The sequence below is a fragment of the Burkholderia sp. MSMB1589WGS genome (genome assembly GCF_001636105.1).
In the GTDB taxonomy this organism is placed as follows: domain Bacteria; phylum Pseudomonadota; class Gammaproteobacteria; order Burkholderiales; family Burkholderiaceae; genus Burkholderia; species Burkholderia humptydooensis.
On record NZ_LNJT01000007.1, the window covers coordinates 746276 to 771381 of the forward strand.

General features: G+C 68.2%; 24 protein-coding genes and 1 pseudogene. 15 read left to right on the top strand and 10 right to left on the bottom strand.

Features of this window, described 5'->3' with window-relative positions; translation table 11 throughout:
* Positions 1 to 18 precede the first annotated feature (18 nt).
* From hemN to WT16_RS35380, 3 genes are all read right to left on the bottom strand, one after another.
* Positions 19 to 1470: an oxygen-independent coproporphyrinogen III oxidase gene (gene hemN / locus WT16_RS11355; protein WP_059933894.1), complete on the bottom strand. Its 1452-nt coding sequence runs from the start codon at positions 1468 to 1470 to the stop codon at positions 19 to 21.
* A gap of 159 nt (positions 1471 to 1629) precedes the next feature.
* Complete coding sequence (locus WT16_RS11360; RefSeq protein WP_063533366.1) at positions 1630 to 3552, bottom strand: methyl-accepting chemotaxis protein; 1923 nt, start codon at positions 3550 to 3552, stop codon at positions 1630 to 1632.
* Positions 3553 to 3796: 244 nt separating this feature from the next.
* Positions 3797 to 3925 (bottom strand): hypothetical protein, encoded by a 129-nt coding sequence (locus WT16_RS35380; RefSeq protein WP_258006874.1) that lies wholly within the window; start codon positions 3923 to 3925, stop codon positions 3797 to 3799.
* Between the two features lie 61 nt (positions 3926 to 3986).
* Between WT16_RS35380 and WT16_RS11365 the strand changes: the two genes are divergently transcribed.
* The 7 genes from WT16_RS11365 to sufT all read left to right on the top strand — a co-directional run bounded on the left by WT16_RS11365 (position 3987) and on the right by sufT (position 11315).
* Entirely contained in the window at positions 3987 to 5183 is a 1197-nt protein-coding gene (locus WT16_RS11365) for an NnrS family protein (protein ID WP_063533367.1), read from the top strand.
* Positions 5184 to 5561: 378 nt separating this feature from the next.
* Positions 5562 to 7016 carry a Fe-S cluster assembly protein SufB gene (gene sufB, locus WT16_RS11370; RefSeq protein ID WP_063533368.1) on the top strand — a complete coding sequence of 485 codons (1455 nt, stop codon included), beginning with the start codon at positions 5562 to 5564 and terminating at the stop codon, positions 7014 to 7016.
* 30 nt (positions 7017 to 7046) lie between these two features.
* Entirely contained in the window at positions 7047 to 7808 is a 762-nt protein-coding gene (gene sufC, locus WT16_RS11375) for a Fe-S cluster assembly ATPase SufC (protein ID WP_063533845.1), read from the top strand.
* A 4-nt stretch (positions 7809 to 7812) separates the two neighbouring features.
* Positions 7813 to 9051, top strand: coding sequence for a SufD family Fe-S cluster assembly protein (locus WT16_RS11380; RefSeq protein WP_063533369.1), 1239 nt, complete (start codon positions 7813 to 7815; stop codon positions 9049 to 9051).
* On the top strand, positions 9044 to 10282 hold the full coding sequence (locus WT16_RS11385; protein ID WP_059933909.1) for a SufS family cysteine desulfurase: 1239 nt from the start codon (positions 9044 to 9046) through the stop codon (positions 10280 to 10282). Before WT16_RS11380 ends, WT16_RS11385 begins: the two co-directional genes overlap by 8 nt.
* Positions 10279 to 10770 (top strand): Fe-S cluster assembly sulfur transfer protein SufU, encoded by a 492-nt coding sequence (sufU, locus tag WT16_RS11390; protein ID WP_006025868.1) that lies wholly within the window; start codon positions 10279 to 10281, stop codon positions 10768 to 10770. Before WT16_RS11385 ends, sufU begins: the two co-directional genes overlap by 4 nt.
* Positions 10767 to 11315 carry a putative Fe-S cluster assembly protein SufT gene (gene sufT / locus WT16_RS11395; RefSeq protein WP_009913074.1) on the top strand — a complete coding sequence of 183 codons (549 nt, stop codon included), beginning with the start codon at positions 10767 to 10769 and terminating at the stop codon, positions 11313 to 11315. Before sufU ends, sufT begins: the two co-directional genes overlap by 4 nt.
* Before the next feature lie 49 nt (positions 11316 to 11364).
* On the opposite strand, the pseudogene WT16_RS11400 reads toward sufT, so the two are convergent.
* Positions 11365 to 11609: pseudogene (locus WT16_RS11400) on the bottom strand (hypothetical protein).
* A gap of 91 nt (positions 11610 to 11700) precedes the next feature.
* Here WT16_RS11400 and WT16_RS11405 point away from each other — a divergent pair.
* The gene (locus WT16_RS11405) at positions 11701 to 12186 is read left to right on the top strand and encodes an Rrf2 family transcriptional regulator (protein WP_006025866.1); all 486 of its coding nucleotides are present in this window, start codon (positions 11701 to 11703) and stop codon (positions 12184 to 12186) included.
* 124 nt (positions 12187 to 12310) lie between these two features.
* Here WT16_RS11405 and WT16_RS11410 read toward each other — a convergent pair whose 3' ends face one another.
* On the bottom strand, positions 12311 to 12736 hold the full coding sequence (locus tag WT16_RS11410; RefSeq protein WP_015602334.1) for a bacteriohemerythrin: 426 nt from the start codon (positions 12734 to 12736) through the stop codon (positions 12311 to 12313).
* Positions 12737 to 12989: 253 nt separating this feature from the next.
* Between WT16_RS11410 and WT16_RS35585 the strand changes: the two genes are divergently transcribed.
* The 6 genes from WT16_RS35585 to WT16_RS11435 all read left to right on the top strand — a co-directional run bounded on the left by WT16_RS35585 (position 12990) and on the right by WT16_RS11435 (position 18321).
* On the top strand, positions 12990 to 13139 hold the full coding sequence (locus WT16_RS35585) for a ubiquinol oxidase (protein ID WP_308411141.1): 150 nt from the start codon (positions 12990 to 12992) through the stop codon (positions 13137 to 13139).
* Positions 13124 to 14014, top strand: a complete 891-nt coding sequence (gene cyoA / locus WT16_RS11415) for a ubiquinol oxidase subunit II (RefSeq protein WP_063533370.1) — start codon at positions 13124 to 13126, stop codon at positions 14012 to 14014. The genes WT16_RS35585 and cyoA overlap by 16 nt, the downstream gene beginning before the upstream one ends.
* A 3-nt stretch (positions 14015 to 14017) precedes the next feature.
* Positions 14018 to 16030 carry a cytochrome o ubiquinol oxidase subunit I gene (gene cyoB / locus WT16_RS11420; protein ID WP_063533371.1) on the top strand — a complete coding sequence of 671 codons (2013 nt, stop codon included), beginning with the start codon at positions 14018 to 14020 and terminating at the stop codon, positions 16028 to 16030.
* Positions 16030 to 16635 (top strand): cytochrome o ubiquinol oxidase subunit III, encoded by a 606-nt coding sequence (gene cyoC / locus WT16_RS11425; RefSeq protein WP_063533372.1) that lies wholly within the window; start codon positions 16030 to 16032, stop codon positions 16633 to 16635. Before cyoB ends, cyoC begins: the two co-directional genes overlap by 1 nt.
* Positions 16636 to 16968, top strand: a complete 333-nt coding sequence (gene cyoD, locus WT16_RS11430; protein ID WP_063533373.1) for a cytochrome o ubiquinol oxidase subunit IV — start codon at positions 16636 to 16638, stop codon at positions 16966 to 16968.
* Positions 16969 to 17157: 189 nt separating this feature from the next.
* Complete coding sequence (locus WT16_RS11435; RefSeq protein WP_231748952.1) at positions 17158 to 18321, top strand: fatty acid desaturase; 1164 nt, start codon at positions 17158 to 17160, stop codon at positions 18319 to 18321.
* A gap of 179 nt (positions 18322 to 18500) precedes the next feature.
* Here the strand turns inward: WT16_RS11435 and WT16_RS11440 are convergent, their stop codons facing one another.
* Both WT16_RS11440 and WT16_RS11450 read right to left on the bottom strand, forming a co-directional pair.
* Positions 18501 to 19295, bottom strand: coding sequence for an ABC transporter substrate-binding protein (locus WT16_RS11440; protein WP_015601439.1), 795 nt, complete (start codon positions 19293 to 19295; stop codon positions 18501 to 18503).
* A 265-nt stretch (positions 19296 to 19560) separates the two neighbouring features.
* The gene (locus tag WT16_RS11450; RefSeq protein WP_015602333.1) at positions 19561 to 20469 is read right to left on the bottom strand and encodes a LysR family transcriptional regulator; all 909 of its coding nucleotides are present in this window, start codon (positions 20467 to 20469) and stop codon (positions 19561 to 19563) included.
* 120 nt (positions 20470 to 20589) lie between these two features.
* Between WT16_RS11450 and WT16_RS11455 the strand changes: the two genes are divergently transcribed.
* Positions 20590 to 21201: a glutathione binding-like protein gene (locus WT16_RS11455; protein ID WP_015600175.1), complete on the top strand. Its 612-nt coding sequence runs from the start codon at positions 20590 to 20592 to the stop codon at positions 21199 to 21201.
* 51 nt (positions 21202 to 21252) lie between these two features.
* Here the strand turns inward: WT16_RS11455 and astE are convergent, their stop codons facing one another.
* From astE to astD, 3 genes are read right to left on the bottom strand one after another with little or no spacing between them, the layout of a single operon-like run.
* On the bottom strand, positions 21253 to 22302 hold the full coding sequence (gene astE / locus WT16_RS11460; protein WP_063533375.1) for a succinylglutamate desuccinylase: 1050 nt from the start codon (positions 22300 to 22302) through the stop codon (positions 21253 to 21255).
* Positions 22286 to 23626, bottom strand: a complete 1341-nt coding sequence (gene astB, locus WT16_RS11465; protein ID WP_063533376.1) for an N-succinylarginine dihydrolase — start codon at positions 23624 to 23626, stop codon at positions 22286 to 22288. The genes astE and astB overlap by 17 nt, the downstream gene beginning before the upstream one ends.
* A gap of 13 nt (positions 23627 to 23639) precedes the next feature.
* Entirely contained in the window at positions 23640 to 25103 is a 1464-nt protein-coding gene (astD, locus tag WT16_RS11470; protein WP_015600618.1) for a succinylglutamate-semialdehyde dehydrogenase, read from the bottom strand.
* Between the last annotated feature and the right edge of the window lie 3 nt (positions 25104 to 25106).

Sequence of the window (25106 nt, forward strand, 5' to 3'; positions counted from 1 at the left end):
TTCGTATGTCAACAGACCCTAGATCAACTTCGAATAGGACGCCGAGGCGGGCCGGCCGAGATACGCGTCGAACACCATGCCGATCGCGCGCACGAACATGCGCCCCTTCGGCGTCACGGCGATGCGCTCCGCGTCGATCGTGAGCAGCCCCGCGTCGCGATAGGGCTCGAGCTGCGCGAGCTCGGACGCGAAATACCGCGCGAAATCGATGCCGTGCCGGCGGCCGATCTCCGCGAAATCGACGGGCGTGCTGCACATCACCGTCATGATGACTTCGCGGCGCAGCAGATCGTCGGGCGTCAGCGCAAAGCCGCGCTCGATCGGCAGGCGTCCGGCGTCGAGCTGGCGGTAATACGTCTTCAGCGAGCGCGTCGACTGGCTGTACGATGCGCCGACCTTGCCGATCGCCGACACGCCGAAGCCGACCAGGTCGCATTCGGCCTGCGTCGTATAGCCCTGGAAATTGCGGTGCAGGCTGCGCTCGCGCAACGCGTTGCTGAGCTCGTCGACCGGCTTCGCGAAGTGATCGAGCCCGATGTACACGTAACCGGCGTCGAGCAGCCGCCGCGTCGATTCGATGAAGATGCGCAGCCGGTCTTCGGCGGCCGGCAGCTCCGATTCGACGATCAGGCGCTGCGCCTTGAAGCGGCTCGGCAGATGCGCGTAGTTGTAGACCGCGATGCGATCGGGCGACAGCCGGATCACCTCGTCGAGCGTGCGCGAGAAGCTCGCGGGCGTCTGCCGCGGCAGCCCGTAGATCAGATCGATGTTGACCGATTCGAACCCGGCCGCGCGGCTCGCCGCGAGCGCGCGCTCGACCATCGGCAGCGGCTGGATTCGATGCACCGCCTCCTGCACCGACGGATCGAAGTCCTGCACGCCGAAGCTCGTCCGGTTGAAGCCGAGCGCCGCGAGCGACTGCAGCGTGCGCTCGTCGACCGTGCGCGGATCGATCTCGACGCCGAGCTCCGCATGCGGCGCGAATTCGAAATGGCCACGCAGCGCGCGCATCAGGCGCGCGAGCTCGTCGATCGCGAAGAACGTCGGCGAGCCGCCGCCCAGATGCAGTTGCGTCGTCAGACGGTCGCGGCCGAGGTCCGGCGCGACGAGCTCCATTTCACGGATCAGGTAGTCGACATACGCGCTCGTCCGGGTGTGATCCTGCGTGATGATCTTGTTGCACGCGCAGAAGTAACAGAGCGACTCGCAAAACGGCAGATGCAGGTAGACCGACAACGGCGGGTTGCGCTCGGCCGACGCCCGGCGCGACAGATGCTCGCGGTAAGCGTGTTCGTCGAATGCGTCGGAAAACCGGTCGGCCGTCGGATAGGACGTATAGCGCGGCCCTTGCCGGTCGAAGCGCCGGATCAGCGCTTCGGAGATCTGAACGTCCGCGAACGCGGACACGTCGTGGTGGAGAGCGGGCGCGATCGTATCCGCGCCGTCATTCGAATGCGTTGTCATGTCCATCTGCTTGTACCCTGGCTATACCCTGGCATGCCGCGCGAAACGCCAGCGTTCCATTGTCGGGCGCGCGGCTCGGACGGACTTGACGCAAATCAACCTCCGATGTCGCGCGCGTGCCGCCGGCCGGGCGGCACACGTATACGCTGACGAGCTGTCCGCCCGCTACGCGAGCACGAAGTGCCCAACGAGTTTTCCCATGTGCTCGGCCTGTTCGCGCAGCGACGCGCTCGCGGCCGCCGATTCCTCGACGAGCGCCGCATTGCGCTGCGTCACTTCGTCCATCTGCGTGATCGCCGCGTTGACCTGCTCGATCCCGTCGCTTTGCTGCTCGGACGCCTTCGCGATTTCGCTGACGACGGTATCGACGCTCCTGATCGAGGCGTTCACGCTGCGGATCGCATCGTCCGCGCGCGTGAACAGCGACGCGCCGTCCGTCACGTGACGAATCGATTCGTGAATCAGCTCCTTCACGTCCTTGGCGGCGGTCGCGCTGCGGTGCGCAAGCGAGCGCACCTCGCCCGCGACCACCGCGAAGCCCTTGCCCTGCTCGCCCGCGCGCGCCGCCTCGACGGCCGCGTTCAGCGCGAGGATGTTGGTCTGGAACGCGATGCCTTCGATCACCGATACGATCTCCGCCATCCGGCTCGAACTGTCGTGGATCTTCGTCATCAGCGCCACCGCGTGCGTCACGATCCGCCCGGTGTCCGCCGCGCGCTCGGACGCCTCGGCGCTCAGCGTGCTCGCATGCGATGCGTTCGATGCGTTGTGGCGCACGGTCGACGTCAGCTCCTCCATGCTCGCCGCCGTCTGCTCGAGCGACGCCGCCTGCGTCTCGGTGCGGCCCGACAGATCGAGATTGCCGGCTGCGATCTGCTGGCTGCCGACCATCACCGAATCGGCAACGCGCCGCGTCTCGGTCAGCGTCTGCGCCCAGACGTCGAGCAGCGCGTTGAAACCGCGCTTGATGAAAGCGAATTCGTCGCCGCCGCGCACCGCGAGGCGCGCGCGCAAATCGCCGTCGCCCGCCGCGCGCATGCAGCCGGACAACTGCGCGACGTCCTCGTGCGTCGACATCGCGAAAGCGACGAAAAGATAGAGCGCGCATGCAACCAGCACGACGCTCAGCGTCATGATCGCGGCCACCTTCATCTGCTCGGCGTGCGCGCGCGCCGCGAGGCGCTCGCGTAGCTGCTGCGCGAGCGCGCCGTGCACGCGATACAGCGCGTCGATCGCATCGCTGCCCTGCTGGAAATAGCTCTTCGCGTCGATCGACGCACCGCCGCCCGCGAGCGACGCCGCCGCGCGCTGAAATGCCGCAACCGCGCCGAGATCGACGCCATCCAGCGTGTTTGCGCCGAGCATGTTCTTCACGCGCTCGAGATGATGGCGAATCATGCTCATCTGCTCGGCGAGGCCGCCCGCGCGCACGGCGAGCTCGCGCCTGTCCGCGTCGCCGAGCGAGCCGCCGCTCAGCGCGGCCGATCCCTTGCCGCGCAGCACGCCGACCGTCTCGGCCGTGCCCGGCAGCACGAACAACACCGAGTCGATCAGGTGATAGTTCGACGCATCCGGATCGGCGCCGAGCTGCGACGCGACCGCCAGGTCCTTCTCGAACAGGAAGATCGCGTGGATCACGTCGGTGTGCGAATCGAACAGCGCGGCGGCGGACGTGCCGAGCCCGCCCGTCGCCGCGTGTCCGTACCGGCTCGCGAGCGCGCCCACGGGCGCGACGACGTCGAACCGGCCGGTGCCGCGCACCTGCTGCTCGAGCGTCGCGACGAGACGATCGGCGCTCGCGCTCGCCGCATCGAACTTCGCGCGCATCGCCTCGTTGCCCGCGAGCACCGAGGCGCCCGCGCCGCGCCGCACCTGCACCGCCTTCAACAGATCCTGCGTCGTTTCGAGGATCGAGATACCGTCACGCTCGCCCTGCGTCGTCGCATAGGCGTGCAGAGCGACGGCGAGCGTCGCGTAGAGTGCGGCGACGAGCGGCGCGATGAACAGCACGGCGAGAATCGCGAGCTTCCTGGGCAGCTTCATGCGCGCCATCAGGCGCATTCCAGGTCCAAATACTTGCTTGCTCATTCTTGCCCCTTTTCGATGTGATAAGACGACTGTTTCGGTCTCGTTTCTGTATACGGATCGTTCGGCCCGATACTTAAGCGAGATCAATCGTCAACCACGACATCGAAATCTTCCCCACGCCGCACCAATTGCGCGACGCCCGCGCGCTATCGCAACCGCGCGCGATGCATGTCGCCTGCAAACGCCTATGGCGCGACTCGCGCGCGTTGTGCCATTTGTTCGAGTCCGTGCGGCGCTTTCGCATTCATGCGGCGCTGTGCCGCACGTGCGCCATGATCCGTTTTCCTGACCATCGTTTGATGCGGATCAAAATTGCCGCAATGCCGGATATCGACGGCGTCTTCGCCGCCGGCATCTCCATGCGCGCGAGCATTGGACCCGCATCGATTCACGCATTAAGATACATAATAAATACATCTTACTGGAGAACCAACTTGAAGATTCCGCTCGCGCCCCCGCAACCGTCTCGACAACCCACCGGCCTGCCGGTGCTGCGGCTCGGCTTCAGGCCGTTCTATCTCGGCGGCGCCTATTTCGGGATCGTTTCGATCGCGCTCTGGCTCGCGTCGCTGCGCGGCCATCCGGTTGCCGGCCTGTCATCCACGATGAGCGGCCTCGCGTGGCACGTCCATGAAATGGTGTTCGGATTCTCCGCGGCGATCATCGTCGGCTTCCTGCTCACGGCAATCCGCGCGTGGACCTCGCGCGACACGCCGCACGGCGCGCAGCTCGCCGCACTATGGCTGCTGTGGGCGGCCGGCCGCCTGCTCGTCTGGGCGGGACCGGAGCCGCTCGCCGCCGTCGTCGACTCCGCGTTCCTGCCGATCACCGCGATCATCCTGCTGCGCGTGCTGCTCGCCGCGCGCAATCATCGCAACGTGTTCCTGACCGTCGCGCTCTTTCTGTTCGGCGCGCTCAACGCGCTCTTCCACTGGTGGGCCGCGCAGGGGCGCCTCGATCTCGCGCTGCAGGCCGCGTATGCGGCCGTCGGCTTCGTCATGCTGTTCGTCGTCGTGATTGCGGGCCGCATCGTGCCGACGTTCACGATGAACGCGATTCCCGGCTTCACCGCGAAGCGCTGGAAATTCGTCGAGACGCTCGCCGCCCCGGTCACGGTGCTCGCGCTCTGCGCGGACGCGTCCCGATTGCCGGGTGCGATCGTCGCGGCCGTCGCGTTTGCCGCGGCGGCGCTGCACGCAACGCGCATCGTTGGCTGGCGTTCGTGGCGCGTCGGCGCGCGGCCGATCCTGTGGATCCTGCACGTTGCGTATGCGTGGGTGCCGGTGGGTTTCGCGATGCTCGCGCTCGCCGCGCTCGGCGTTGCGCCGCATTCGCTCGCGATCCATGCGCTGACGGTTGGCGTGATCGGCGGCGCGATCGTCGCGATGATCACACGCACCGCGCTCGGCCATACGGGCCGGCCGCTGCGCGCGGGGCCGGCCGAAATCGCGTGTTACTGGCTGCTGATCGCGGCCGCGCTCGTGCGCGTGTTCGCACCGTGGATCGCGCCCGGCGCGACGCGTGTCTGGATCGACATCGCCGGCGCGTGCTGGATAGCGGCATTCGCCGTGTATGCGCTGCGCTACACCGGCTATCTGACGTCGCCGCGCATCGACGGCAAGGCCGGTTGAACCGCCGGAGCGCCGCTCGATCGAGACGGACTCCGAAGTTGTTCCGGCTCGGCCGTTTTCGTCGCGACGTCCGGCGAGAAACCGCGTCGCCCGGATACGCATTCCCCGTGCATGGCGTCAAGAGGCCGCGCCGCTTCGTTTTCCGATCACTTTCCGGCCGCTTCTCAGCCACTTCTCAGCCACTTCTCAGCCGCTTCTCAGCCGCTTCCCGGCGATAAAGACACGACTCGAAGCAGGGTCTCCATCCCGCAGCTTGCGGCCCGTCAAATAGATGCATAACATATACCACAATTAAGGCTACAGACCGAACCGAGTCGCGCCGCGCGTTGCACATCGAATCGCACGGAGGCGGCCGCCCTGCTCTACACGGATTCGCCCATGCTCAACGTCGATCAACCCACGCCGCTCGCGAGAGCGCTCGAACAAACGTATCGGCACGGATTCGTGACCGACATCGAATCCGACTCGCTGCCGCCCGGCCTCGACGAAGACGTCGTTCGCGAGATCTCGCGCCGCAAGCGCGAACCGGCGTTCCTGCTGAAATGGCGGCTCGCCGCATTCGAGCGCTGGCTTGCGATGTCGCCGCCCGATTGGGGCAAGCTGCGCATCGCGCCGATCGATTTCCAGGCGCAGTCGTACTATTCGGCGCCGAAATCGCTGAAGGACCGCCCGAAGAGCCTCGACGACGTCGACCCGAAGCTGCTCGAAACCTACGAGAAGCTGAACGTGCCGCTGCACGAGCGCGCCCGGCTCGCGGGCGTCGCAGTCGACGCGGTGTTCGATTCGGTGTCGGTCGGCACGACGTTTCGCGAGCAGCTCGCCGAAGCGGGCGTGATCTTCTGTTCGTTCTCGCACGCGGTCGAGCATCACCCCGAGCTGATCGAGCGCTATCTCGGCACCGTCGTGCCGCCCGCCGACAATTTCTACGCGGCGCTGAACTCGGCCGTGTTCTCCGACGGCTCGTTCGTCTACGTGCCGGAAGGCGTGCGCTGCCCGATGGAGCTGTCGTCGTACTTCCGGATCAACGCGCAGAACACCGGCCAGTTCGAACGCACGCTGATCATCGCCGAGCCCGGCAGTCACGTCAGCTACCTCGAAGGCTGCACGGCGCCGCAGCGCGACGAGCACCAACTGCACGCAGCCGTCGTCGAGCTCGTCGCGCACGACGACGCGCACATCAAGTACTCGACCGTGCAGAACTGGTATCCGGGCGATGCGAACGGCGTCGGCGGCATCTACAACTTCGTGACGAAGCGCGGGCTCTGCGCGGGCGCGCGCTCGCGGATCGCATGGACGCAGATCGAGACGGGCTCCGCGATTACGTGGAAGTATCCGAGCGTCGTGCTGCGCGGCGACGAATCGAGCGGCGAGTTCCATTCGATCGCCGTATCGAACCACTGCCAGCAGGCCGACACCGGCACGAAGATGATCCATCTCGGCCGCAACACGCGCAGCCGGATCGTCTCGAAAGGCATCAGCGCGGGCCGCGCGCAGAACAGCTACCGGGGGCTCGTGCGCGTCGCGCGCACGGCCGAAGGCGCGCGCAACCATACGCAGTGCGACTCGCTGCTGATCGGCCCGCGATGCGGCGCGCACACGTTCCCGTATGTCGAGAGCGCGCGCGGCGACGCCGTCGTCGAGCACGAGGCGACGACGACGCGCATCTCCGAAGATCGCCTCTTCTATTGCCAGCAGCGCGGCATCGATCCGCAGGAAGCGGCGGCGCTCATCGTCGGCGGCTTCTGCCAGGCGGTGCTCGAAGCGCTGCCGATGGAGTTCGCGCTCGAGGCGAAGGCGTTGCTCGCGGTGTCGCTCGAAGGCGCCGTCGGCTGATCCCCACCCATGACGAACGAAGGAATCACCATGAATCGATCCGAACCCTTGCTGCAGGCATTCGACCTGAGCGTGGACGTCGCGAAGCGCCGCGTGCTGCAATCGGTGTCGCTCGCCGTGCCGGCAGGCGCGCTCGTCGTGCTGATGGGCGCGAACGGCAGCGGCAAGAGCACGCTCGGCATGACGCTCGCGGGCCATCCCGCGTATCGCGTGGCGCACGGCCACGTGCGGTTCGGCGGGCAGGACCTGCTCGCGATGAGCGTGCAGGAGCGCGCGCGCGCCGGCCTGTTCCTGTCGTTCCAGGCGCCGCCCGACATTCCCGGCGTGAAAAACAATCTCTTCATTCGCACGGCGCTCAACGCGGTGCGCGAGGCGCGCGGCGACACCGCGCTCGACTTTCTCGGCGACGCGCGCGCGGCCGCCGCGCGCGTCGGGCTGCCGGACGCGATGCTCAACCGTTCGATGAACGAAGGTTTCTCGGGCGGCGAGCGCAAGCGCAACGAGCTGTTGCAGCTCGCGCTGCTGCGCCCGCGGCTCGCGATGCTCGACGAGATCGACTCGGGGATGGACGTCGACGGCGTGCGCGCGGCGGTCGACCTGATCGGCCGGCTGCGCGAGCAAGGCACAGCGTTCGTGATCGTGTCGCATTATCTGCAGATGATCGAATCGCTCGCGCCCGATGCGGTATTGCTGCTCGATCGCGGGCGCATCGCCGAATCCGGCGACCTCGCCCTCGCCCGCGACATCGCGGCAAAGGGCTTCGTTCGCACGGACGCGCTCGCGCAGGCCTGACACGATGACGACGACAGACACCGAACGGATCGCCGCGCGAACGCGGCTCGCGGAACACGGCTGGATCTCGCGCCGCAACGAATCATTCCGCCATCTGCCGCCGCCCGCGGCCGACGCATGGCTCGGCGGCGAAGCCGGCCACGCGCGCGCGGCCCAACCGCCGCGCGCCGCCGCGCACGCCGGCTGGCTGCTCGCGCCCGTCGGCTCCGGCTCGCTCGAACAGGTCGACGCATGCTGGCTCAGCGCCGCGGATTGCGCCGAGCGCGCCGCATTGTTCGCAGACTTGCCGACGTCGTCCGAAGACGACGCCGCACCGTTTTTCTGGGCACATCGCGCGCTGTGCGAAGCAGGCTTGCGTCTGCGCGTCGGCAGCGGCCCAGCGCATCGCGCGCCCGTGATGCTGCAATTGCGGCTGCTGCCGCAGGCGAGCGTCGAAGCGCCGCTTGTCGTGATCGACGTGCTGCCCGGCGGGCATTGCGTGCTCGTCGAATCGCACGAGCACGATGCCGCCGGCCGCGACGGCCCGATCACGCAGAACCTGCATGCATACGTGCGGCTCGGCGCCGGCGCGTCGCTCGACCATCTGCGCGTTGCGACGCCCGGCGCACGCGACCGGATCTCGCATCATGTGCACGTGCGGCTCGAGCGCGACGCGCAATACCGGCAATCGCTGCTCGCGTCGGGCAGCGAGTACCACCTGCAACGCACGGTGCTCGATCTGCGCGGCGAGCGCGCGCTGGGCCGCGCATCCGGCGCGCTGTTCGCGTCCGCGCATGCGAAGCTCGAACAGCAGGTGCGCGCCATGCATGCGTCGCCGAATACGCAAAGCGCGATCGATACGCTCGCGCTCGCGAGCGGCCATGCGCAGATCGTCGCGAACGCGTTCTCGTCGATCGCCGCCGGCGCGTCGGGCGCCGACCTCCGGCAACGCCTGAGCGGCATTCCGACGGGCGGCGAGCCGCGCGTCGTGCTGCGGCCGCATCTCGACATTCATCACGACGACGTGCAGGCCGCGCATGGCGCGACGTGGGGCGCGCTGCCCGGCGACGCGCTCTTCTACGCGTGCCAGCGCGGCCTCGCTCGCCGCGACGCGCTGGCGATGATCGTCGCGGGCATCGCGCACGCGGCGCTCGCGCGCGGCATCGACACGCCGGGCAGGCTGGAGGCGCTCGGCGGCGACGCGCTGCTCGCGCGCGAGGTCGCCCGGCATCTCGCCGAACAAGGGGAGGCGCATCATGGGTGACATGCTGCGTTCGGCCACGATGGCGAGCGCGTTCCCGGCGCTCGCGCAGCGCGTGAACGGCGCGCCGCTCGCCTACCTCGACAACGCGGCGACGACGCACGTGCCGCAGCCCGTCCTCGCCGCGATCCGCGGCTTCGACGAGCGCGACCGCGCGAACGTTCACCGCGGCGTCCACACGCTCAGCCAGCGCGCCACCGACGCTTACGAGCGCGCGCGCGACACGCTCGCGCGCTTCGTCGGCGCGAGCGACGATCACCTGCTCGTCTTCACGTCGGGCACGACCGATGCGCTGAATCTCGTCGCGCACGGGCTGTCGCTCGCGGGCCACGCGCGCGCCGTGCTGCAGGAAGGCGACGAGATCGTCGTCAGCGCGCTCGAGCATCACGCGAATCTCGTGCCGTGGCAGATGGCCGCGCGCCGTTGCGGCGCGCAACTGCGAATCCTCCATCCCGATCCGCAAGGCCGCCTGCATGTGCGGGATCTCGAACGATTGCTGACGCCGCGCACGCGCGTGTTCGCGGTCACGGCGTGCTCGAACGCGACGGGCGAGCGGCCGCCCTATGAAGCGCTGCTCGCCATCGCGCGAGCGGCCGGCGCGCTGACGGTGCTCGACGCCGCACAGGCGGTCGGCCACGACGTGCCGGACTTGTCGGCGCTCGCGTGCGACTTCGCCGCGTTCTCCGGCCACAAGATGTACGGGCCGATGGGAACGGGCGCGCTCGTCGGCCGCCGGGACGCGCTCGAGCGGCTCGTTCCGCTGCGCTTCGGCGGCGACATGGTGAGCTGGGTCGGCGAGACGGACGCGACGTTCGACGCGCTGCCCGCGCGACTCGAAGGCGGCACGCCGAACGTGGCCGGCGCGGTCGGAATCGCGGCCGCCGCCGACTATATCGACGCGATCGGCCGCGCCCGCATCGACGCCCACGTGCGCGCGCTGCGCGCGCACGCGGCGGCGGGCCTCGCGGCGCTCGACGGCGTGACCGTACTCGCGCCGCACACGCCGTCGGCGATCGTGTCGTTCGTCGCCGACGGCGCGCATCCGCACGACATCGGCACGTTGCTCGACGAGCGCGGCATCGCCGTGCGCACGGGCTTTCACTGCGCGCAGCCGCTCCTCGACCGGCTCGGCTGCGGGCCGACGACGCGCGCGTCGTTCGCGCTGTACAACACGCACGACGAAGTCGAGCGCCTCGTCGCGGGCGTCGCGCAAGCACTGAAGGTACTGAGATGAATCCGGCTGCGTCCCACACCGTTCCCGATGATGCGCAAAGCACGCTCTATCAGGAGCTCGTCGTCGAGCACAAGCGTGCGCCGCGCCACTTCGGCAGGCTTGCCGAGCCGACGCACGAAGCGCGCGGACACAATCCGCAATGCGGCGACGATCTGAAAGTCCAGTTGCGCATCGAAGGCGGCCGGATCGGCGACATCCGCTTCGACGGCCACGGCTGCGCGATCTGCATCGCGTCCGCGTCGATGATGACCGAGGCCGTGATCGGGCGTGACGTCGAAGCCGCGCGCGAGCTCCAGCAGCGTTTCCGCGCGGTGCTCACCGGCCAGGCCGTGCACGACGAAGCGTCTCTCGGCAAGCTCGAGAGCCTCGTCGCGGTGCAACGCTACCCGAGCCGGATCAAATGCGCGCTGCTCGGCTGGCATGCGCTCGCGCACGCGCTCGACACGCGCGTGGCCGCCCCTTCCGAAGCGGAGCCGCGCGCATCATGAGACATTCGAGAGAAGCAGTCGTCCTGCGGCGGCGGGTGCGGGTCGAATGCGTGCCGTCCGGCGCGCCGCTCGATTTGCCCGCGGGCACCGTCGCCGACATCACGCAGGCGCTCGGCACGAACTTCACGCTCGTCGTCGGCGGCCAGATGGTGCGGCTGCGCGGCGACGACGCCGACGCGATCGGCAGGCCACCGCCCGAGCCGGCCGACGCGCCGGACGGCCCCGTATCGCCCGACGACGCGCAAGCATTCGTCTGGCGGACGCTGAAGACCTGCTACGACCCGGAGATCCCGGTCGACATCGTCGAGCTCGGGCTGATCTACGGCTGCACGATCGAGCCTGCCGAGCACGACCGCGTGAAAGTGTCGATCAGGATGACGCTGACCGCGCCCGGCTGCGGAATGGGCGAAACGCTCGCCGACGAAGTCGCCGACAAGGTGCTCGCGCTGCCGTTCGTCGGCGAAGTCAACGTCGACATGGTGTTCGATCCGCCGTGGGACCGGTCGCGCATGTCGGAGACGGCGATGCTGACGCTCGGTCTCTGACGCGGCGCCGCCCGCGGGCACCGCGCCGCATCCCGTCGCGACGTGCGTCTTAACCGCCGCAGCCGCCGCCCGGGCCGCAGCTTTCGCCCGCGTCGCGTCCGAACCCGCCGTCGCGCTTCGCGATCTGCACGCGCCACTGCGACGGTCCCGCCGCCAGATACGTCCATTCGAACGAATCGGCCGCGCGCTCTTCGAGCCATGGTCCTTGAAGGGAGGAAGACGCGGCGCGCGACCGGTGCGGAACGCCCGCCATTCGCCGGAAGACGCGCACAGCGTTCGCCCGGCTTGCAACATGCAGCCGTTCACTATATAAAGTGCATGTATTGCGCATGTTATAGCGCGCCACCCTCGACAGCAACATAAGACATGCATCTTTTTGCCACGTATGCGACTCTCTGAATACACGGACTACACGCTGCGCGTGCTGATGTACTGCGCGGCGAATCCGGATCGGCTCATCACGATCGCGGAGCTCGCCGAACGCCACGCCGTGTCGAAGAATCACCTGACGAAAATCGTCAACAGCCTCGCACGCCAGGGCACGCTCGAGACGACGCGCGGCCGGGGCGGCGGCGTACGCCTCGCGATGCCGCCCGCGCGCATCGGCATCGGCGACGTGATTCGCGCATCCGAAACGGACTTCCGCCTCGTCGAGTGCTTCGACCGGAACACGAACACGTGCATGCTCGCCGCGAAATGCCGGCTCGAGCGGCTGCTCGACAGCGCCTTGCGCGCGTACTTCAAGGAACTCGACGGCGCGACGCTCGCGGATCTCGTCGGCCCGCCGCCGAAGAACGGATTGAGCCCGGCCGAGAAGATGCATGAATTCACGGTCGCGATGCCGTCGAAATCGATCGCGCGAGCGCGCTGAAGGCCCGCGCCCGAATGCCGATCGCCGCTGCGCGTTCGTCCCGCGCGGACGCGGCGGCCGAGCGCCGCGCCCTGGCCCTAGCCCTGGCCCTCGCGATGTCGCGATCGACGAAAGCAGAATCGCGTCAGACCTCGGTCGGCGCGTCGACCATCACGAAGTTCAGCATCTTCAGGTGGGAGACCATCATCGAGTCCATCGTCCGGACGTGATGGTCGAACCATTCCGATACCTCCGCCAGCAACCGGCGGCCCAATTCGAATTGCGCGTCGCGCGCAACCTTGTCGCGCACGGCCGCCGCCACCTTCAGCACCTCGTCGTGATCGGCCGCATGGCAATACTGCGGGCCGAACTTCGTGCTCGCCATCCAGCGCTCTTCGCGCTCGAAGTGCTGCCGGCAGTGATCGATCCAGGCGTCGTACGCCTGCAGGAAATGCGCGTCGTCCGCGCGCGCGGCCGCGTCGAGCAACTGGACGAATTCCGTGTGAACGGCGTCGACGAACGGATCGTCGAGCTTCAGCTCGGGTTTCAGCTCGGTTGAAAGGTCTTGCATCGGAAGGACGGAATGGTTCGTGATTCGGGACGCGGCCTGACGGGTCGCCTCTTCGAAGGTACATGCCGCGGCCGCCGTTCGCTCGCCGATCTTCATTCCCGTTGATTCAGCACAAGATTGCCGGGCCGCGGGCGCGCGGGCGCGGCGCGCGCCCGGCGCGTCGGCATTTTCTCCGATACCGCGTTCCGATGCGCATTTTCGTCTCGCATCGGGTTCGTCTGAACGCAGATCAAGACCTTGCCCTACTTGTTGTTTGCGAATCGTCAACATGCGTCCCGCGGATTTCCGCTACATTCCGCCGCCAAAGCGACTGGATGTCGCATCGCATGCGCCGAATGCGTTTCGGCGCCTCGGTAGGCCCGCTTCATCACAACTTAGGCAAATTCAATGGTCCGAAGAATAACGAGTAGAGCGTCCGCGATCCTGCGATTAGGGCTCGTCGCGGGACTTTCCGGATGCAGCGAGCTGCACGTGCTCGATCCGAAAGGCGCGGTGGGCGCCGCGGAGAAGTCGCTGATCGCGACGTCGACGTGGGCGATGCTGATCGTGGTCGTGCCGGTGATCCTCCTCACGCTGCTGTTCGCGTGGCGCTACCGCGCATCGAACCGCAACGCGACCTACGCGCCGAAGTGGGCGCATTCCACCGCGATCGAGATCGTGATCTGGACGGTTCCGTCGCTGATCATCCTGTTTCTCGGCATCCTCACGTGGAAGACGACGCACGCGCTCGACCCGTACCGGCCGCTCGAATCGTCGGTGAAGCCGATCAACGTCGAGGTCGTCGCGCTCGACTGGAAATGGCTCTTCGTCTATCCCGATCTCGGCATTGCTTCGGTAAACCAACTGGCGGTGCCCGTCGGCACGCCGATCAATTTCCGGATCACGTCCGATTCGGTGATGAACTCGTTCTTCATTCCGCAGCTCGGCACGCAGGTCTACGCGATGGCCGGCATGCAGACGCGCCTGCACCTGATCGCCGACGAACCGGGCGATTTCACCGGCATTTCCGCGAACTACAGCGGCCGCGGCTTCTCGGACATGAAGTTCCGCACGCTCGCGACATCGCGCGACGCGTTCGACGCGTGGGTCGCGAAGGTGCGCGCATCGGCCGACCGGCTCGACATGACCGCATACGGCCAGCTCGCGCAGCCGAGCGAGAAGCAGCCCGTGCGCTACTACTCGACGGTCGATTCGCGGCTCTTTCACAACATCATCGCGAAGTACAACAACGGCCACGTCCTCGACCTGACGGACGCCGCCTGTCGGACGAAGGGGTAATGCATGTTCGGTAAATTGACGCTTTCTGCCATCCCGTTCGATCAGCCGATCGTCATGGGCGCGGCCGCGTTCATGGCGCTCGTCGCGCTGTCGGTCGTCGGCACGCTGACCTACACGAAGCGCTGGAAATGGCTATGGACCGAGTGGCTCACGTCGGTCGACCACAAGAAGATCGGCGTGATGTACATCATCGTCGCAGTGCTGATGCTGCTGCGCGGCTTCGCGGACGCGGTGATGATGCGCCTGCAGCTCGCGCTCGCGTACAACGGCCCCGGCTATCTGCCGCCGCACCACTACGACCAGATCTTCACCGCGCACGGCGTCATCATGATCTTCTTCATGGCGATGGCGCTGCTCGTCGGGCTCTTCAACCTGATCGTGCCGCTGCAGATCGGCGCGCGCGACGTCGCGTTCCCGTTCCTGAACTCGCTGAGCTTCTGGATGACGGCCGTCGCCGCGCTGCTGATGAACGTGTCGCTCATCGTCGGCGAGTTCGCGCAGACGGGCTGGCTCGCGTATCCGCCGCTGTCGGAGTTGCAGTTCAGCCCGGGCGTGGGCGTCGACTACTACCTGTGGGCGCTGCAGATATCCGGCGTCGGCACGCTGATCACCGCGATCAACTTCTTCGTGACGATCCTGCGGATGCGCGCGCCCGGCATGACGATGATGAAGATGCCCGTGTTCACGTGGACTGCGCTCTGCTCGAACGTCCTCATCATGGCGACGTTCCCGATCCTGACGGTTGCGCTCGCCCTCCTCGCGCTCGACCGCTACCTCGGCATGCACTTCTTCACGAACGACGCCGGCGGCAACGCGATGGTGTACCTGAACCTGATCTGGGCGTGGGGCCATCCGGAGGTGTACATCCTCGTGCTGCCCGCGTTCGGCATCTATTCGGAAGTGATCGCGACGCTCTCGAAAAAGCCGCTGTTCGGCTACAAGACGATGGTCTACGCGTCGTGCGTGATCATGGTGCTCGCGTTCCTCGTGTGGCTGCACCACTTCTTCACGATGGGCTCGGGCGCGAACGTGAACGCGTTCTTCGGGATCATGACGATGGTGATCGCGATCCCCACCGGCGTGAAGATCTTCAACTGGCTGTTCACGATGTACCGCGGCCGCATCGAGTTCACCGCGCCCGTGCTGTGGACGATCGGCTTCATGGTGACGTTCACGCTCGGCGGGATGACGGGCGTGATGATGGCGATTCCGGGCGCCGACTTCGTGCTGCACAACAGCCTGTTCCTGATCGCGCACTTCCACAACGCGATCATCGGCGGCGTCGTGTTCGGCTATCTCGCCGGCTTCCACTACTGGTTCCCGAAGGCGTTCGGCTTCAAGCTCGACGAAAAGCTCGGCAAGCGTGCGTTCTGGTGCTGGTTCATCGGCTTCTACGTGTCGTTCGTGCCGCTCTACGTGCTCGGCTTCATGGGCATGACGCGCCGCCTGAACCACTACGACAACCCCGCATGGCATCCGTGGCTCATCGTCGCCGCGTGCGGCGTCGCGTTGATCGCGATCGGCGTGCTGCACCAGGTTGCGCAGGTGTGGGTTGCGGTGCGCAACCGCAATGAGCCCGGCTATCGCGACACGACGGGCGACCCGTGGGGCGGCCGCACGCTCGAATGGGCGACGTCGTCGCCGCCCCCCGTCTACAACTTCGCGGTGATCCCGACCGTGCACGCGCTCGACGAGCTCGCATACCGCAAGGAGCACGGCATCGGCATCGGCGCCGGCAAGAACGTCGTCTACCAGGACATCCACATGCCGTCGAACACGGGTGCGGGCTTCGTCATCGGCGTGCTCAGCCTCGTGCTCGGCTTCGCGCTCGTCTGGCATATCTGGTGGCTCGCGATCGCGTCGCTCGTCGGCATCGTCGCGACGGTGGTCCTGTATAGCGCGGGCGACAACGACGGCTACTACATCCCGGCCGACACCGTCCGCAAGATCGAAGAAAAGCGCGCCGGCGCGCGCGTTGCCGCGCAGCCGGCCGAAGTCGAACTGGAGGCCAACTGATGTCGCACAACACGATGATGCTTGACCACGCGGCATCGCACGGTCATCCGCCGTCGCATTCGGTGTTCGGCTTCTGGCTGTACCTGATGACCGACTGCGTGCTCTTTGCCGCGCTGTTCGCGACGTTCGCGGTGCTCGGCAACCAGTTCGCGGGCGGCCCGACCGGCCGGGATCTGTTCGACATTCCCGGCGTCGCGCTCGAAACCGCCGCGCTGCTGCTCTCGAGCATCACGTACGGCTTCGCGATGATCGGCGCGCACAAGCGGCAGCGCGGCGCGGTGTTCGGCTGGCTCGCGGTGACGTTCGTGCTCGGCGCGGCGTTCCTCGCGATGGAACTGCGCGAGTTCTCGCACCTGATCGCCGAGGGCGCGGGACCGCAGCGCAGCGCGTTCCTGTCGTCGTTCTTCACGCTCGTCGGCACGCACGGGCTGCACGTGACGGCGGGCCTCCTGTGGATGGCCGTGCTCGCCGCGCAGGCGCTGCGCCGCCCCGAGCTGACCGAGCGCGACATCCGCCGGCTCACCTGCCTCAGCCTCTTCTGGCACTTCCTCGACATCGTCTGGATCTGCGTCTTTTCCTTTGTCTATCTTGCGAGCGTGATCTAAATGGCCCATTCGCATCCTTCCCACGGCGATGAAGCGCACGGCACCGTCGGCGGCTATATCGCGGGCTTCCTGCTGTCGGTACTGCTCACGGCCGCGTCGTTCGGCCTCGTGATGGGCGGCGTGCTGCCGCCGCGCGAGGCGCTCGTGTCGCTCGCCGTGCTCGCCACCGTGCAGATCGTCGTGCACCTCGTGTACTTCCTGCACATGAACACGTCATCGAGCCAGCGCTGGAACGTGATGGCGTTCAGCTACACGGTGCTGACCGCGCTGATCCTGATCTTCGGCACGGTCTGGGTCATGCACAACGTCGGCATGAACATGATGTCCCGATAGGCGAGCCGTTTTGCCTGTCGCCGATGCCGTCCCGCGCGGGACGGCATCGCTTTTGTTGCAGCCGGATCGCGCGGGGGTTCGATTCCCGCGCGGGCCGGCCGCTTGTTTGCTTGCCGGACGCGTCGCGCCGCCCTCGCCCGCCGCCGCGATTTCGCCGCGGAACGCGGAGCAAGGGGAAACGGCGCATCGATGTCTCTTTGTGTGATCGATTCCATGAACGACTCTTCCAACCCCATTCGCGTCGACGAGCCGATGCCGCACCGCAAGGTCATCCGCTCATGGATCACGCCGTTCGGCGAACGCGTGATCGCGCGCTCGATCGTGCTGCTCGCCGTCGACTATCTGCTGCTCCTCGCCGCGTTGGCGGGCGCGCTGCTCGCCGCGTCGAGCATCGTGAAGATCGTCTGCGGGATGGCGGCCGGCTTCATCACCGGGCGTCTTTTCATCATCGGCCACGATGCATGCCACCAGAGCCTCACGCCGAATCACCGGCTCAACCGCTGGCTCGGCCGCATCGCGTTCCTGCCGTCGCTCACGCCGTACAGCCTGTGGGAGGTCGGCCACAACGTCGTCCACCACGGCTACACGAACCTGAAAGGTTTCGATTTCGTATGGGCGCCGCGCACGCCCGACGAATACGCGGCGCTGTCGCCCACGCAGCGCTTCCTCGATCGCATCTATCGCAGCGGCTGGGCGCCGGGGCTCTACTATCTCGTCGAAATCTGGTGGCTGCGGATGTACTTTCCGACGAAGGCCTACCTCGGCGCGTCGCGGCCGATCTTCCGGCGCGACTGCCTGCTCGTCACGGGCTTCGCCGCGCTGTGGATCGGCGCGGTGGTCTGGATCGCCGCGGCGACGCAGCAGTCGACGCTCCTGCTGCTCGTCACGGGCGTTGCCGTGCCGTTCCTGTTCTGGTGCTCGATGATCGGCTTCGTCGTCTACGTTCACCACACCGATCCGCGCATCTCGTGGCACGCGAACCGCGCCGAGTGGTCGCGCGCCGCGCCGTTCGTGTCGACGACGCTGCACCTCACGTTCTCGTACGGCATCGGCGGCCTGCTGCATCACATCATGGAGCACACCGCGCACCACGTCGACATGAGCATTCCGCTGTACGGGCTGAAGGACGCGCAGGCGAAGCTCGAGGCGATGCTGCCGGGGCGCATCGTCGTGCAGCACTTCAGTTGGCGCTGGTACTTCGACACCGCGCGGCGCTGCAAGCTCTACGATACCGATCGCAAGTGCTGGACCGACTATCGCGGCCGCGCGACGAGCGACGCGCATCTGCGCGCGGATGCGCCGATGGCCGAGCAGCGGCCGATCGACACGCCGAACGGGCTGAGCGGCGCGTGACGCCGGCGGCTACGTGGCTGCGCGGCCGCATGGCTGCGCCCGTCGCTCGCTCGCCGCTCGCCCACTCGCGGCGATCGCCCCACGCTGCCGCACCACGCCCCTGAAACAAGACCGGCCGCTTGCGCGGCCGGCCGGTTCGAGCCCATCGCCGCGCGGCGGCGAGCCGCCCGCCGGGCGCATTACTTGAGCGTCACGGGCACGCTGAAGTACTTCTTCGCGAGGCCGTCGATCGTGCCGTCGGCTTTCAGTTCCTTCAGCGCCTGATTGACGGCGCTCTTCAGTTGCGCGTCGTTCTTGCGCAGACCGAAGCCGACGCCCGTGCCGAGGATCTCGGCATCGCTCACGTGATCGCCCGCGAACGCGAAGCCCGCGCCCTGCGGCTTCGACAGGAAGCCCTTCGCGCCGGCTTCCGAATCCTGGAACGTCGCGTCGAGACGGCCCGACTTCAGGTCTTCATACGCGAGATCCTGCGTCTGGTACGGCACGACTTCGACGCCCGCCGGCGCCCAGCGCTTCTTCGCATACGCTTCCTGGATCGTGCCTTGCAGCACGCCGATGCGCTTGCCCTTCAGCGACGCCACCGTCGGCAGCAGGCCGCTGCCCTTCTTCGCGATCAACTGGTTCGGGATCGTGTAGATCGGATCGGTGAAATCGATCGCCTTCCGACGCTGCTCGGTGATCGTCATGTCGGAGTTGATCGCGTCGAACTTGCGCGCCTGCAGCGCCGGGATCAGGCCGTCGAACGCGTTCTCCACCCACACGCACCTGACCTTCAGCTTCGTGCACACCGCGTTGCCGATGTCGATGTCGAAGCCCGCCAGCTTGCCGTCCGGCGTCTTGTACTCGAACGGCGCATACGACGCCTCGACGCCGAAGCGGATTTCCTTCAGGTCGGCGGCGAACGCGCTGCCTGCCGCCAGGGCCGTGGCCGTCACCACCGCGTGCGCGGCCATCTTCCGCCAGTTCAACTTCATCAGGTGTTCTCCTCGCTTTGAACGAACAATGTCAGTCAACGACCGGACCGCCGCATCATTGCAGCGCCGAAATTTCCGGACAAACGCGCGGGGCGGCCGTGATGCGGCGCAACAGCCGCAAGGTCGCGATTGTACCGTCTCGCGCGGGCCGAGCCGTCGAACCCTCGCTCGAGCGCCGCCGCGACGCATGCGCCGCGCGGCCCGGGCGGAAGTCGCAAGAGGATGTCGCAATCGCGCAAGGCGTGCATGCGCCGCGCTCGCCCGGCTATGCGTCGCCGCCGTCGTCGGCGAGCGCGTCGGCAAGCGCCGCGCACAGATGCGAGTAGACGGCCGACACGTGCGGCAGGTGACGCGCGTCCGGATGCGCGAGCACCCAGAGCTGCGATTGCGCGTCGTCGAGCGGCGGGCTGAGCCGCCGGATGCCCGGGTACGCCTTCGCGAGAAAAATCGGCAGCACGCCGATCGCCAGGCCCGCCGCGACGAGCTCGCACACCGACACGACGCTGTTCACGCGATAGCGCGGCTCGACGTCCGGATAGCGGCGGCGGCGCCAGCCCACCGACGGATGGTTCGACAGCGCGAGGTCGGGCGCCGCCCAATCGCATTGCGCGAGCGCGTCGAAATCGCCGGCGCGCAGCGGGCTCGACGCGTGCGCGAACACCGCGATGCGCAACGGGCCGACCGCGCGGCCGATCAGATGCCCGGGCGCGCGCTTCGTCGCGCGCACCGCGATGTCCGCGTCGCGCCGCGTGAGGCTCGCGAGGCCGTTGCTCGTGTCGAGATCGAAGCGCAGCGCCGGATGCCGCGCGGCAAGCCCGCCGAGCGCGTTCAGCAGCGGCCCGGACAGCACGCTGTCCGTCGTCGTCACATGGACCGTGCCCGTCAGCGCGGCCGTATCCGTGCCCGCCGCGACGCGCGCGGCGTCGAGCTCCGCCTCGATCCGCTCGCCGTGCTGCGCGAGCCGGCTGCCGAGCGGCGTCGGCCGGTAGCCGCGCTTCGAGCGCTCGAAGAGCCGCTGCCCGAGGCCGCGCTCGATGCGCTGCACCGTGCGGAACACGGTCGACGCATCGAGATTCATCCGTCGCGCCGCCTCCGCGAGCGTGCCCGCGCGCACGAGCGCGAGCACGGTCTGCATGTCGATGGCCGTCAGTTCGTATTGCGTTTCTGCATGCATCGTTTGGCGTCTTGCCGGTTATCGCCGGAGTCGGTCGCTGCTATTTTAACGGCGTATTCCGGGCGCGCCGTCGCGGCCGCCCTCCCCGGCTCAATCGTCACGACAAGGAAACGCTCACTCATGAAGCTCTATTACTCGCCCGGCGCATGCTCGCTCGCCATCCGCATCGCGCTCACCGAAGCCGGCCTGCCGTTCGAAAGCGTCAAGGTCGATCTGTCGAAGCATCGCATCGCGTCCGACGGCAGCGACTACTACGCGGTGTCGCCGCGCGGCTACGTGCCGCTCGTCGAGCTCGACGACGGCACGCGCCATACCGAGGCGGCCGCGCTGCTGCAGCGCGTCGGCGACCTCGCGGGCGCCGGCGCGCTGATTCCCGCGCACGGCACGGCGGCGCGCTACGAGGTGATCGAATGGCTGACGTTCGTCAGCTCCGAGCTGGGCAAGACGTACAGCCCGTGGCTCTTTCGCGCCGACACCGCCGACTCGACGCGGCAGCAATGTCTCGACAAGCTCGACCGTCGCCTGAAGGAAGTCGACGCGCATCTCGCGACGCGCGACTATCTGACGGGCGGCTTCACGGTCGCGGATGCCTATCTGTTCGCGGTCGCGAACTGGTCGAATCTCCTGCGCATCCCGCTCGCGCCGTACCCGCATCTCGTCGCGTTCATGGAGCGGGTGGCCGCGCGGCCGAAGGTCAAGGAGGCGCTCGCGGCCGAAGGTCTCGGCCGCTGACGCGCGAGACACGCCGGGCCGGATCGGGCCGGGCCCGGTGTGTCCCGCGCTTCACGCGAGCGCCGCGTATGTGTCGCGCGTCGTCTCGACGACGAGCAGCCCCGCGCGCAGGCCGGGCTTCACCGACGGATTCGGAAACACGATGCGCTCCTGCGCGTGCCGCACCGCGTAGCGGTAATCGCCGTCGCGCGCGAGCAGCGTGCCCTGCTCAAACGGCGTGAAATTCGGCACGTCCTTCGCGACGAACAGTTCGAGCGCATCGCTTCGCTTCGTGATCTGGTCGACGACCGTGAACACGCGCGGCAGCACCCCGCGCGCCGCTTCGCGGCGGCCGGACACGAGATTGCGCACCGCCGCGTCGGCAGGCGCGAAGCGCGACAGATCGTTCGCGCCGAACGGCATCACCTTGCCGAGCTCGAGCGTGCACGCGAGCGCGCCGCACGTCTGCGCGCTGAAGTGCGAGAACGTGCTGCCCCGCGTGGTATGCAGCAGCACCGCCGCGATCTTCGCTTCGCCGAGCCACTCGAACATCGTGCGCGTCGGCGGCTCGCCCGTGTGCGGCAGCAGCGCGAACTGCTCGAAGACCGACGCGCGGATCGCCGTGTGCATGTCGATGTGCCAGCGCGCGCCGCGCGCGCGGCCCGCCGTCGCGAAAAACGCCGACGCGGCCGCCTTCAGTTGCGCGGCGCGCGGCGCTTCGCGACTCGTCGCGAGCGACGCGTGCCGGCCGCCGAACAGCCGGTTCAGATCGTCGTCGAGATAGCGCTCGCCCGCGCGCATCGCGCCCGGATTGCCGAGCGCGACGAGGAGCCGGCAGCGCAGCGGCAGCGCGCCGCGCGCGATGTCGCGCACGAGCATCGACAGCAGCTCGATCGGCGCGGTCTCGTCGCCGTGCACGCCCGCCGAAACGAGCACGCTCTGCATGCGCTGCGCCGCGTCGACAGGCTCGAACTGCAGCAGGCCGTCGCCGAGCCAGCGCCAGCGCACCGCGTGCGCCGCGCACTCGCCCGCATCCGCGCGCGGCGCTTCGCCCGCGAGCGTCAGCGCGAGGAAATCGTCGAGCCAGGCGGCGTCGCGGCCGGGATCAGCGCTGGAAGTCATAGAGCGAGCCGAGGCCGAGAATGTGCGTCAGTTCGTCGAGCGCGGTGCGCGATTCGTCGAGGAGCGCGGGATCGGCGAGATCGGCGGGCGACAGCCGGTCGCGGTAGTGCTTGTCGATCCATGCGTCGAGCGACGCGAACAACGTGTCGCCGATCCACACGTTCGGCTTCACCGCCGCGCGCTCGTCGTCGCTCAGCACGACGCGCAGCCGCAGGCACGCGGGCCCGCCGCCGTTCTTCATGCTCTCGCGCAGATCGAACACACGCACGTCGCGAATCGGCCCGTTGCCGGCGGCGAGCGCGTCGAGATACGCGGCTACGTTCGCGTTCTCGCGGCACTCCTGCGGCACGACGAGCAGTTGCTGGCCGTCCTCGCGCGTGAGCAACTGGCTGTTGAACAGGTACGAGCCCACCGCGTCGGAGACGCTCACCGCGCGATCCGGCACCTCGATCACGTTCAGCCGCGCGCCGAGCGCGCCGAGCGACGCGGTGAGCGCGTCGTACACGGCCGCTTTGTCGACGAACGCGCGCTCGTGGCAGAACAGCGTGTCGCGGTTGCCGACCGCGATCACGTCGTTGTGGAACACGCCCGCGTCGATCACGTCCGGGCTCTGCTGCGCGTAGATCGTCGCCGCCTCGCGCAGGCCGTGGCGATGCGCGACCGCGCGGCTCGCCTCGAAGGTCTGGCGCGCCGGGAAGCGTGTCGGCTCCGGCCCACGGCGATATTCGGCGCGGCCGTACACGAAGAACTCGACGCCGGGTGCGCCGTATTCCGCGCAAAAGCGCGTGTGGTTCGCGGCGCCCTCGTCGCCGAGCGCCGGCGTGCCGGGCAACGCGTCGTGCACCGCGAAGCGCGTTTCGTCCGCGAAGATCGCGGCGAGCGTGCGGCGTGTCGCTTCATGCTCGATCGCGCGATGCAGCTTGCTGCACAGGTTGGCCGGCGTGAAGTGCACGCGGCCGTCGCTCGTGTCGGCGGACGGGCTCACCGTCGCCGCGTTCGCGGTCCACATCGCCGACGCGGAGCTCGCGGCGGCGAGCAGCTCGGGCGCCTGCTTCGCGGCCTTCGCGATCACGTCGGCGTCCTTGCCGGAGAAGCCGAGCTCGCGCAACAGGCGCAGCGACGGCCGCTCCTGCGGCGGCAGCACGCCCTGCGCGAAGCCGAGGTCGGCGAGCTGCTTCATCTTGCGCAGCCCCTGCTTGGCGGCCGCCTTCGGGTTCGCGTCGGACTTCTCGTTCGACAGCGACGCGACGTTGCCGAACGACAGCCCCGCGTAGTTATGGGTCGGGCCGACGAGCCCGTCGAAATTGGCTTCCTTAGCGTTCATCGTCGCATCCTGCTCAGAAATGAAGGCCCGGCGACAGGCTCGCGGGCATCTGCAATTGCGCGCTCTCGACCGACGCCATCGGATACGCGCAGTAATCGGCCGCGTAGTACGCGCTCGGGCGATGGTTGCCCGAGCGGCCCGCGCCGCCGAACGGCGCCGCGGACGACGCGCCGTTGGTCGGCCGGTTCCAGTTCACGATGCCGGCGCGGATCGCGCGGCGGAACGTGTCCCAGGCTTTTTCGTCGTCGGCGAGCAGGCCCGCCGACAGGCCGAACGCGGTATCGTTCGCGCGCGCGATCGCGTCGTCGAGATCCGTGTAGCGAACGATCTGCGCAAGCGGGCCGAAGTGCTCCTCGTCGGGCAGCTCGCGCACGGGCGTGACGTCGAGGATCGACGCGTTGACGAAGCCGAGCGCCGGATCGCGCTGCTTCATCTCGATGATGGGCGCGGCGCCCAGCCCGACGAGCTTCGCCTGCGCGGCGACGAGGCGCGACGCCGCGCGCGCGGAGATCACCGCGCCCATGAACGGCTGCGGATCGGCGTCGTAGACGTCGGCCGTGATCTTCGATGCGACGTCCGCGAAGCGCGCGAGGAAGCACTCGCCGAACGCGCCGTGCGGCACGAGGATCCGGCGCGCGCACGTGCAGCGCTGCCCCGCCGACAGGAACGCCGACTGGATCGCGTGGTGAACGGCCGCGTCGATGTCCTCGACGTCGGCGACGACGAGCGGATTGTTGCCGCCCATCTCGAGCGCGAGCACGATCTCGGGCCGGCCGCCGAACTGCCGGTGCAGCAGCGTGCCCGTGTCCGAGCTGCCGGTGAAGAAGAGGCCGTCGATCTGCCGATGGTTCGCGAGTGCGACGCCCGTGTCCTTCTCGCCCTGCACGAGGTTCAGCACGCCCGCGGGCAGCCCCGCGTCGCGCCAGGTCTCGACGGTGGCGCGCGCAACGCCGGGCGCGAGCTCCGACGGCTTGAACACGACAGTGTTCCCCGCGATGAGCGCGGGCACGATGTGCCCGTTCGGCAGGTGGCCCGGGAAGTTGTACGGACCGAACACCGCGACGACGCCGTGCGGACGGTGCCGCAGCACCGCGACGCCGTCCGCCATCGGCGTGCGCTTCTCGCCGGTGCGCTCGTGATATGCGGCGATCGAAATGTCGACCTTCGCGGCCATCGACGCAACCTCGGTGCGCGCCTCCCACAGCGGCTTGCCGGTCTCGCGGCCGATCATCGTCGCGAGCGCTTCCTTGCGCTCGACGAGGAGCGCGGCGAAGCGCTTGACGATCGCGCAGCGCGCGTCGAGATCGAGCGCGGACCACGCGGCGAACGCGCGGCGCGCGCTCGCGACCGCGCGCTCGACGTCGTCCGCCGACGCGCTCGCGCCTTCCCACACGCGCTCGTTCGTGCCGGGGTTGCGCGAAGCGAAGACGGGGCCCGCGCCGTCGCGCCAGGCGCCGTCGATGAAGAGTTCAGTCATTTC

Coding starts and splice junctions, on each gene's coding strand:
- hemN (WP_059933894.1), bottom strand. CDS start 1,470: ATGGACATGACAACGCATTCGAATGACGGCGCGGATACGATCGCGCCC.
- WT16_RS11360 (WP_063533366.1), bottom strand. CDS start 3,552: ATGAGCAAGCAAGTATTTGGACCTGGAATGCGCCTGATGGCGCGCATG.
- WT16_RS35380 (WP_258006874.1), bottom strand. CDS start 3,925: ATGCTCGCGCGCATGGAGATGCCGGCGGCGAAGACGCCGTCGATATCC.
- sufB (WP_063533368.1), top strand. CDS start 5,562: ATGCTCAACGTCGATCAACCCACGCCGCTCGCGAGAGCGCTCGAACAA.
- sufC (WP_063533845.1), top strand. CDS start 7,047: ATGAATCGATCCGAACCCTTGCTGCAGGCATTCGACCTGAGCGTGGAC.
- WT16_RS11380 (WP_063533369.1), top strand. CDS start 7,813: ATGACGACGACAGACACCGAACGGATCGCCGCGCGAACGCGGCTCGCG.
- WT16_RS11385 (WP_059933909.1), top strand. CDS start 9,044: ATGGGTGACATGCTGCGTTCGGCCACGATGGCGAGCGCGTTCCCGGCG.
- sufU (WP_006025868.1), top strand. CDS start 10,279: ATGAATCCGGCTGCGTCCCACACCGTTCCCGATGATGCGCAAAGCACG.
- sufT (WP_009913074.1), top strand. CDS start 10,767: ATGAGACATTCGAGAGAAGCAGTCGTCCTGCGGCGGCGGGTGCGGGTC.
- WT16_RS11405 (WP_006025866.1), top strand. CDS start 11,701: ATGCGACTCTCTGAATACACGGACTACACGCTGCGCGTGCTGATGTAC.
- WT16_RS11410 (WP_015602334.1), bottom strand. CDS start 12,736: ATGCAAGACCTTTCAACCGAGCTGAAACCCGAGCTGAAGCTCGACGAT.
- cyoA (WP_063533370.1), top strand. CDS start 13,124: ATGGTCCGAAGAATAACGAGTAGAGCGTCCGCGATCCTGCGATTAGGG.
- cyoB (WP_063533371.1), top strand. CDS start 14,018: ATGTTCGGTAAATTGACGCTTTCTGCCATCCCGTTCGATCAGCCGATC.
- cyoC (WP_063533372.1), top strand. CDS start 16,030: ATGTCGCACAACACGATGATGCTTGACCACGCGGCATCGCACGGTCAT.
- cyoD (WP_063533373.1), top strand. CDS start 16,636: ATGGCCCATTCGCATCCTTCCCACGGCGATGAAGCGCACGGCACCGTC.
- WT16_RS11435 (WP_231748952.1), top strand. CDS start 17,158: ATGTCTCTTTGTGTGATCGATTCCATGAACGACTCTTCCAACCCCATT.
- WT16_RS11440 (WP_015601439.1), bottom strand. CDS start 19,295: ATGAAGTTGAACTGGCGGAAGATGGCCGCGCACGCGGTGGTGACGGCC.
- WT16_RS11450 (WP_015602333.1), bottom strand. CDS start 20,469: ATGCATGCAGAAACGCAATACGAACTGACGGCCATCGACATGCAGACC.
- WT16_RS11455 (WP_015600175.1), top strand. CDS start 20,590: ATGAAGCTCTATTACTCGCCCGGCGCATGCTCGCTCGCCATCCGCATC.
- astE (WP_063533375.1), bottom strand. CDS start 22,302: ATGACTTCCAGCGCTGATCCCGGCCGCGACGCCGCCTGGCTCGACGAT.
- astB (WP_063533376.1), bottom strand. CDS start 23,626: ATGAACGCTAAGGAAGCCAATTTCGACGGGCTCGTCGGCCCGACCCAT.
- astD (WP_015600618.1), bottom strand. CDS start 25,103: ATGACTGAACTCTTCATCGACGGCGCCTGGCGCGACGGCGCGGGCCCC.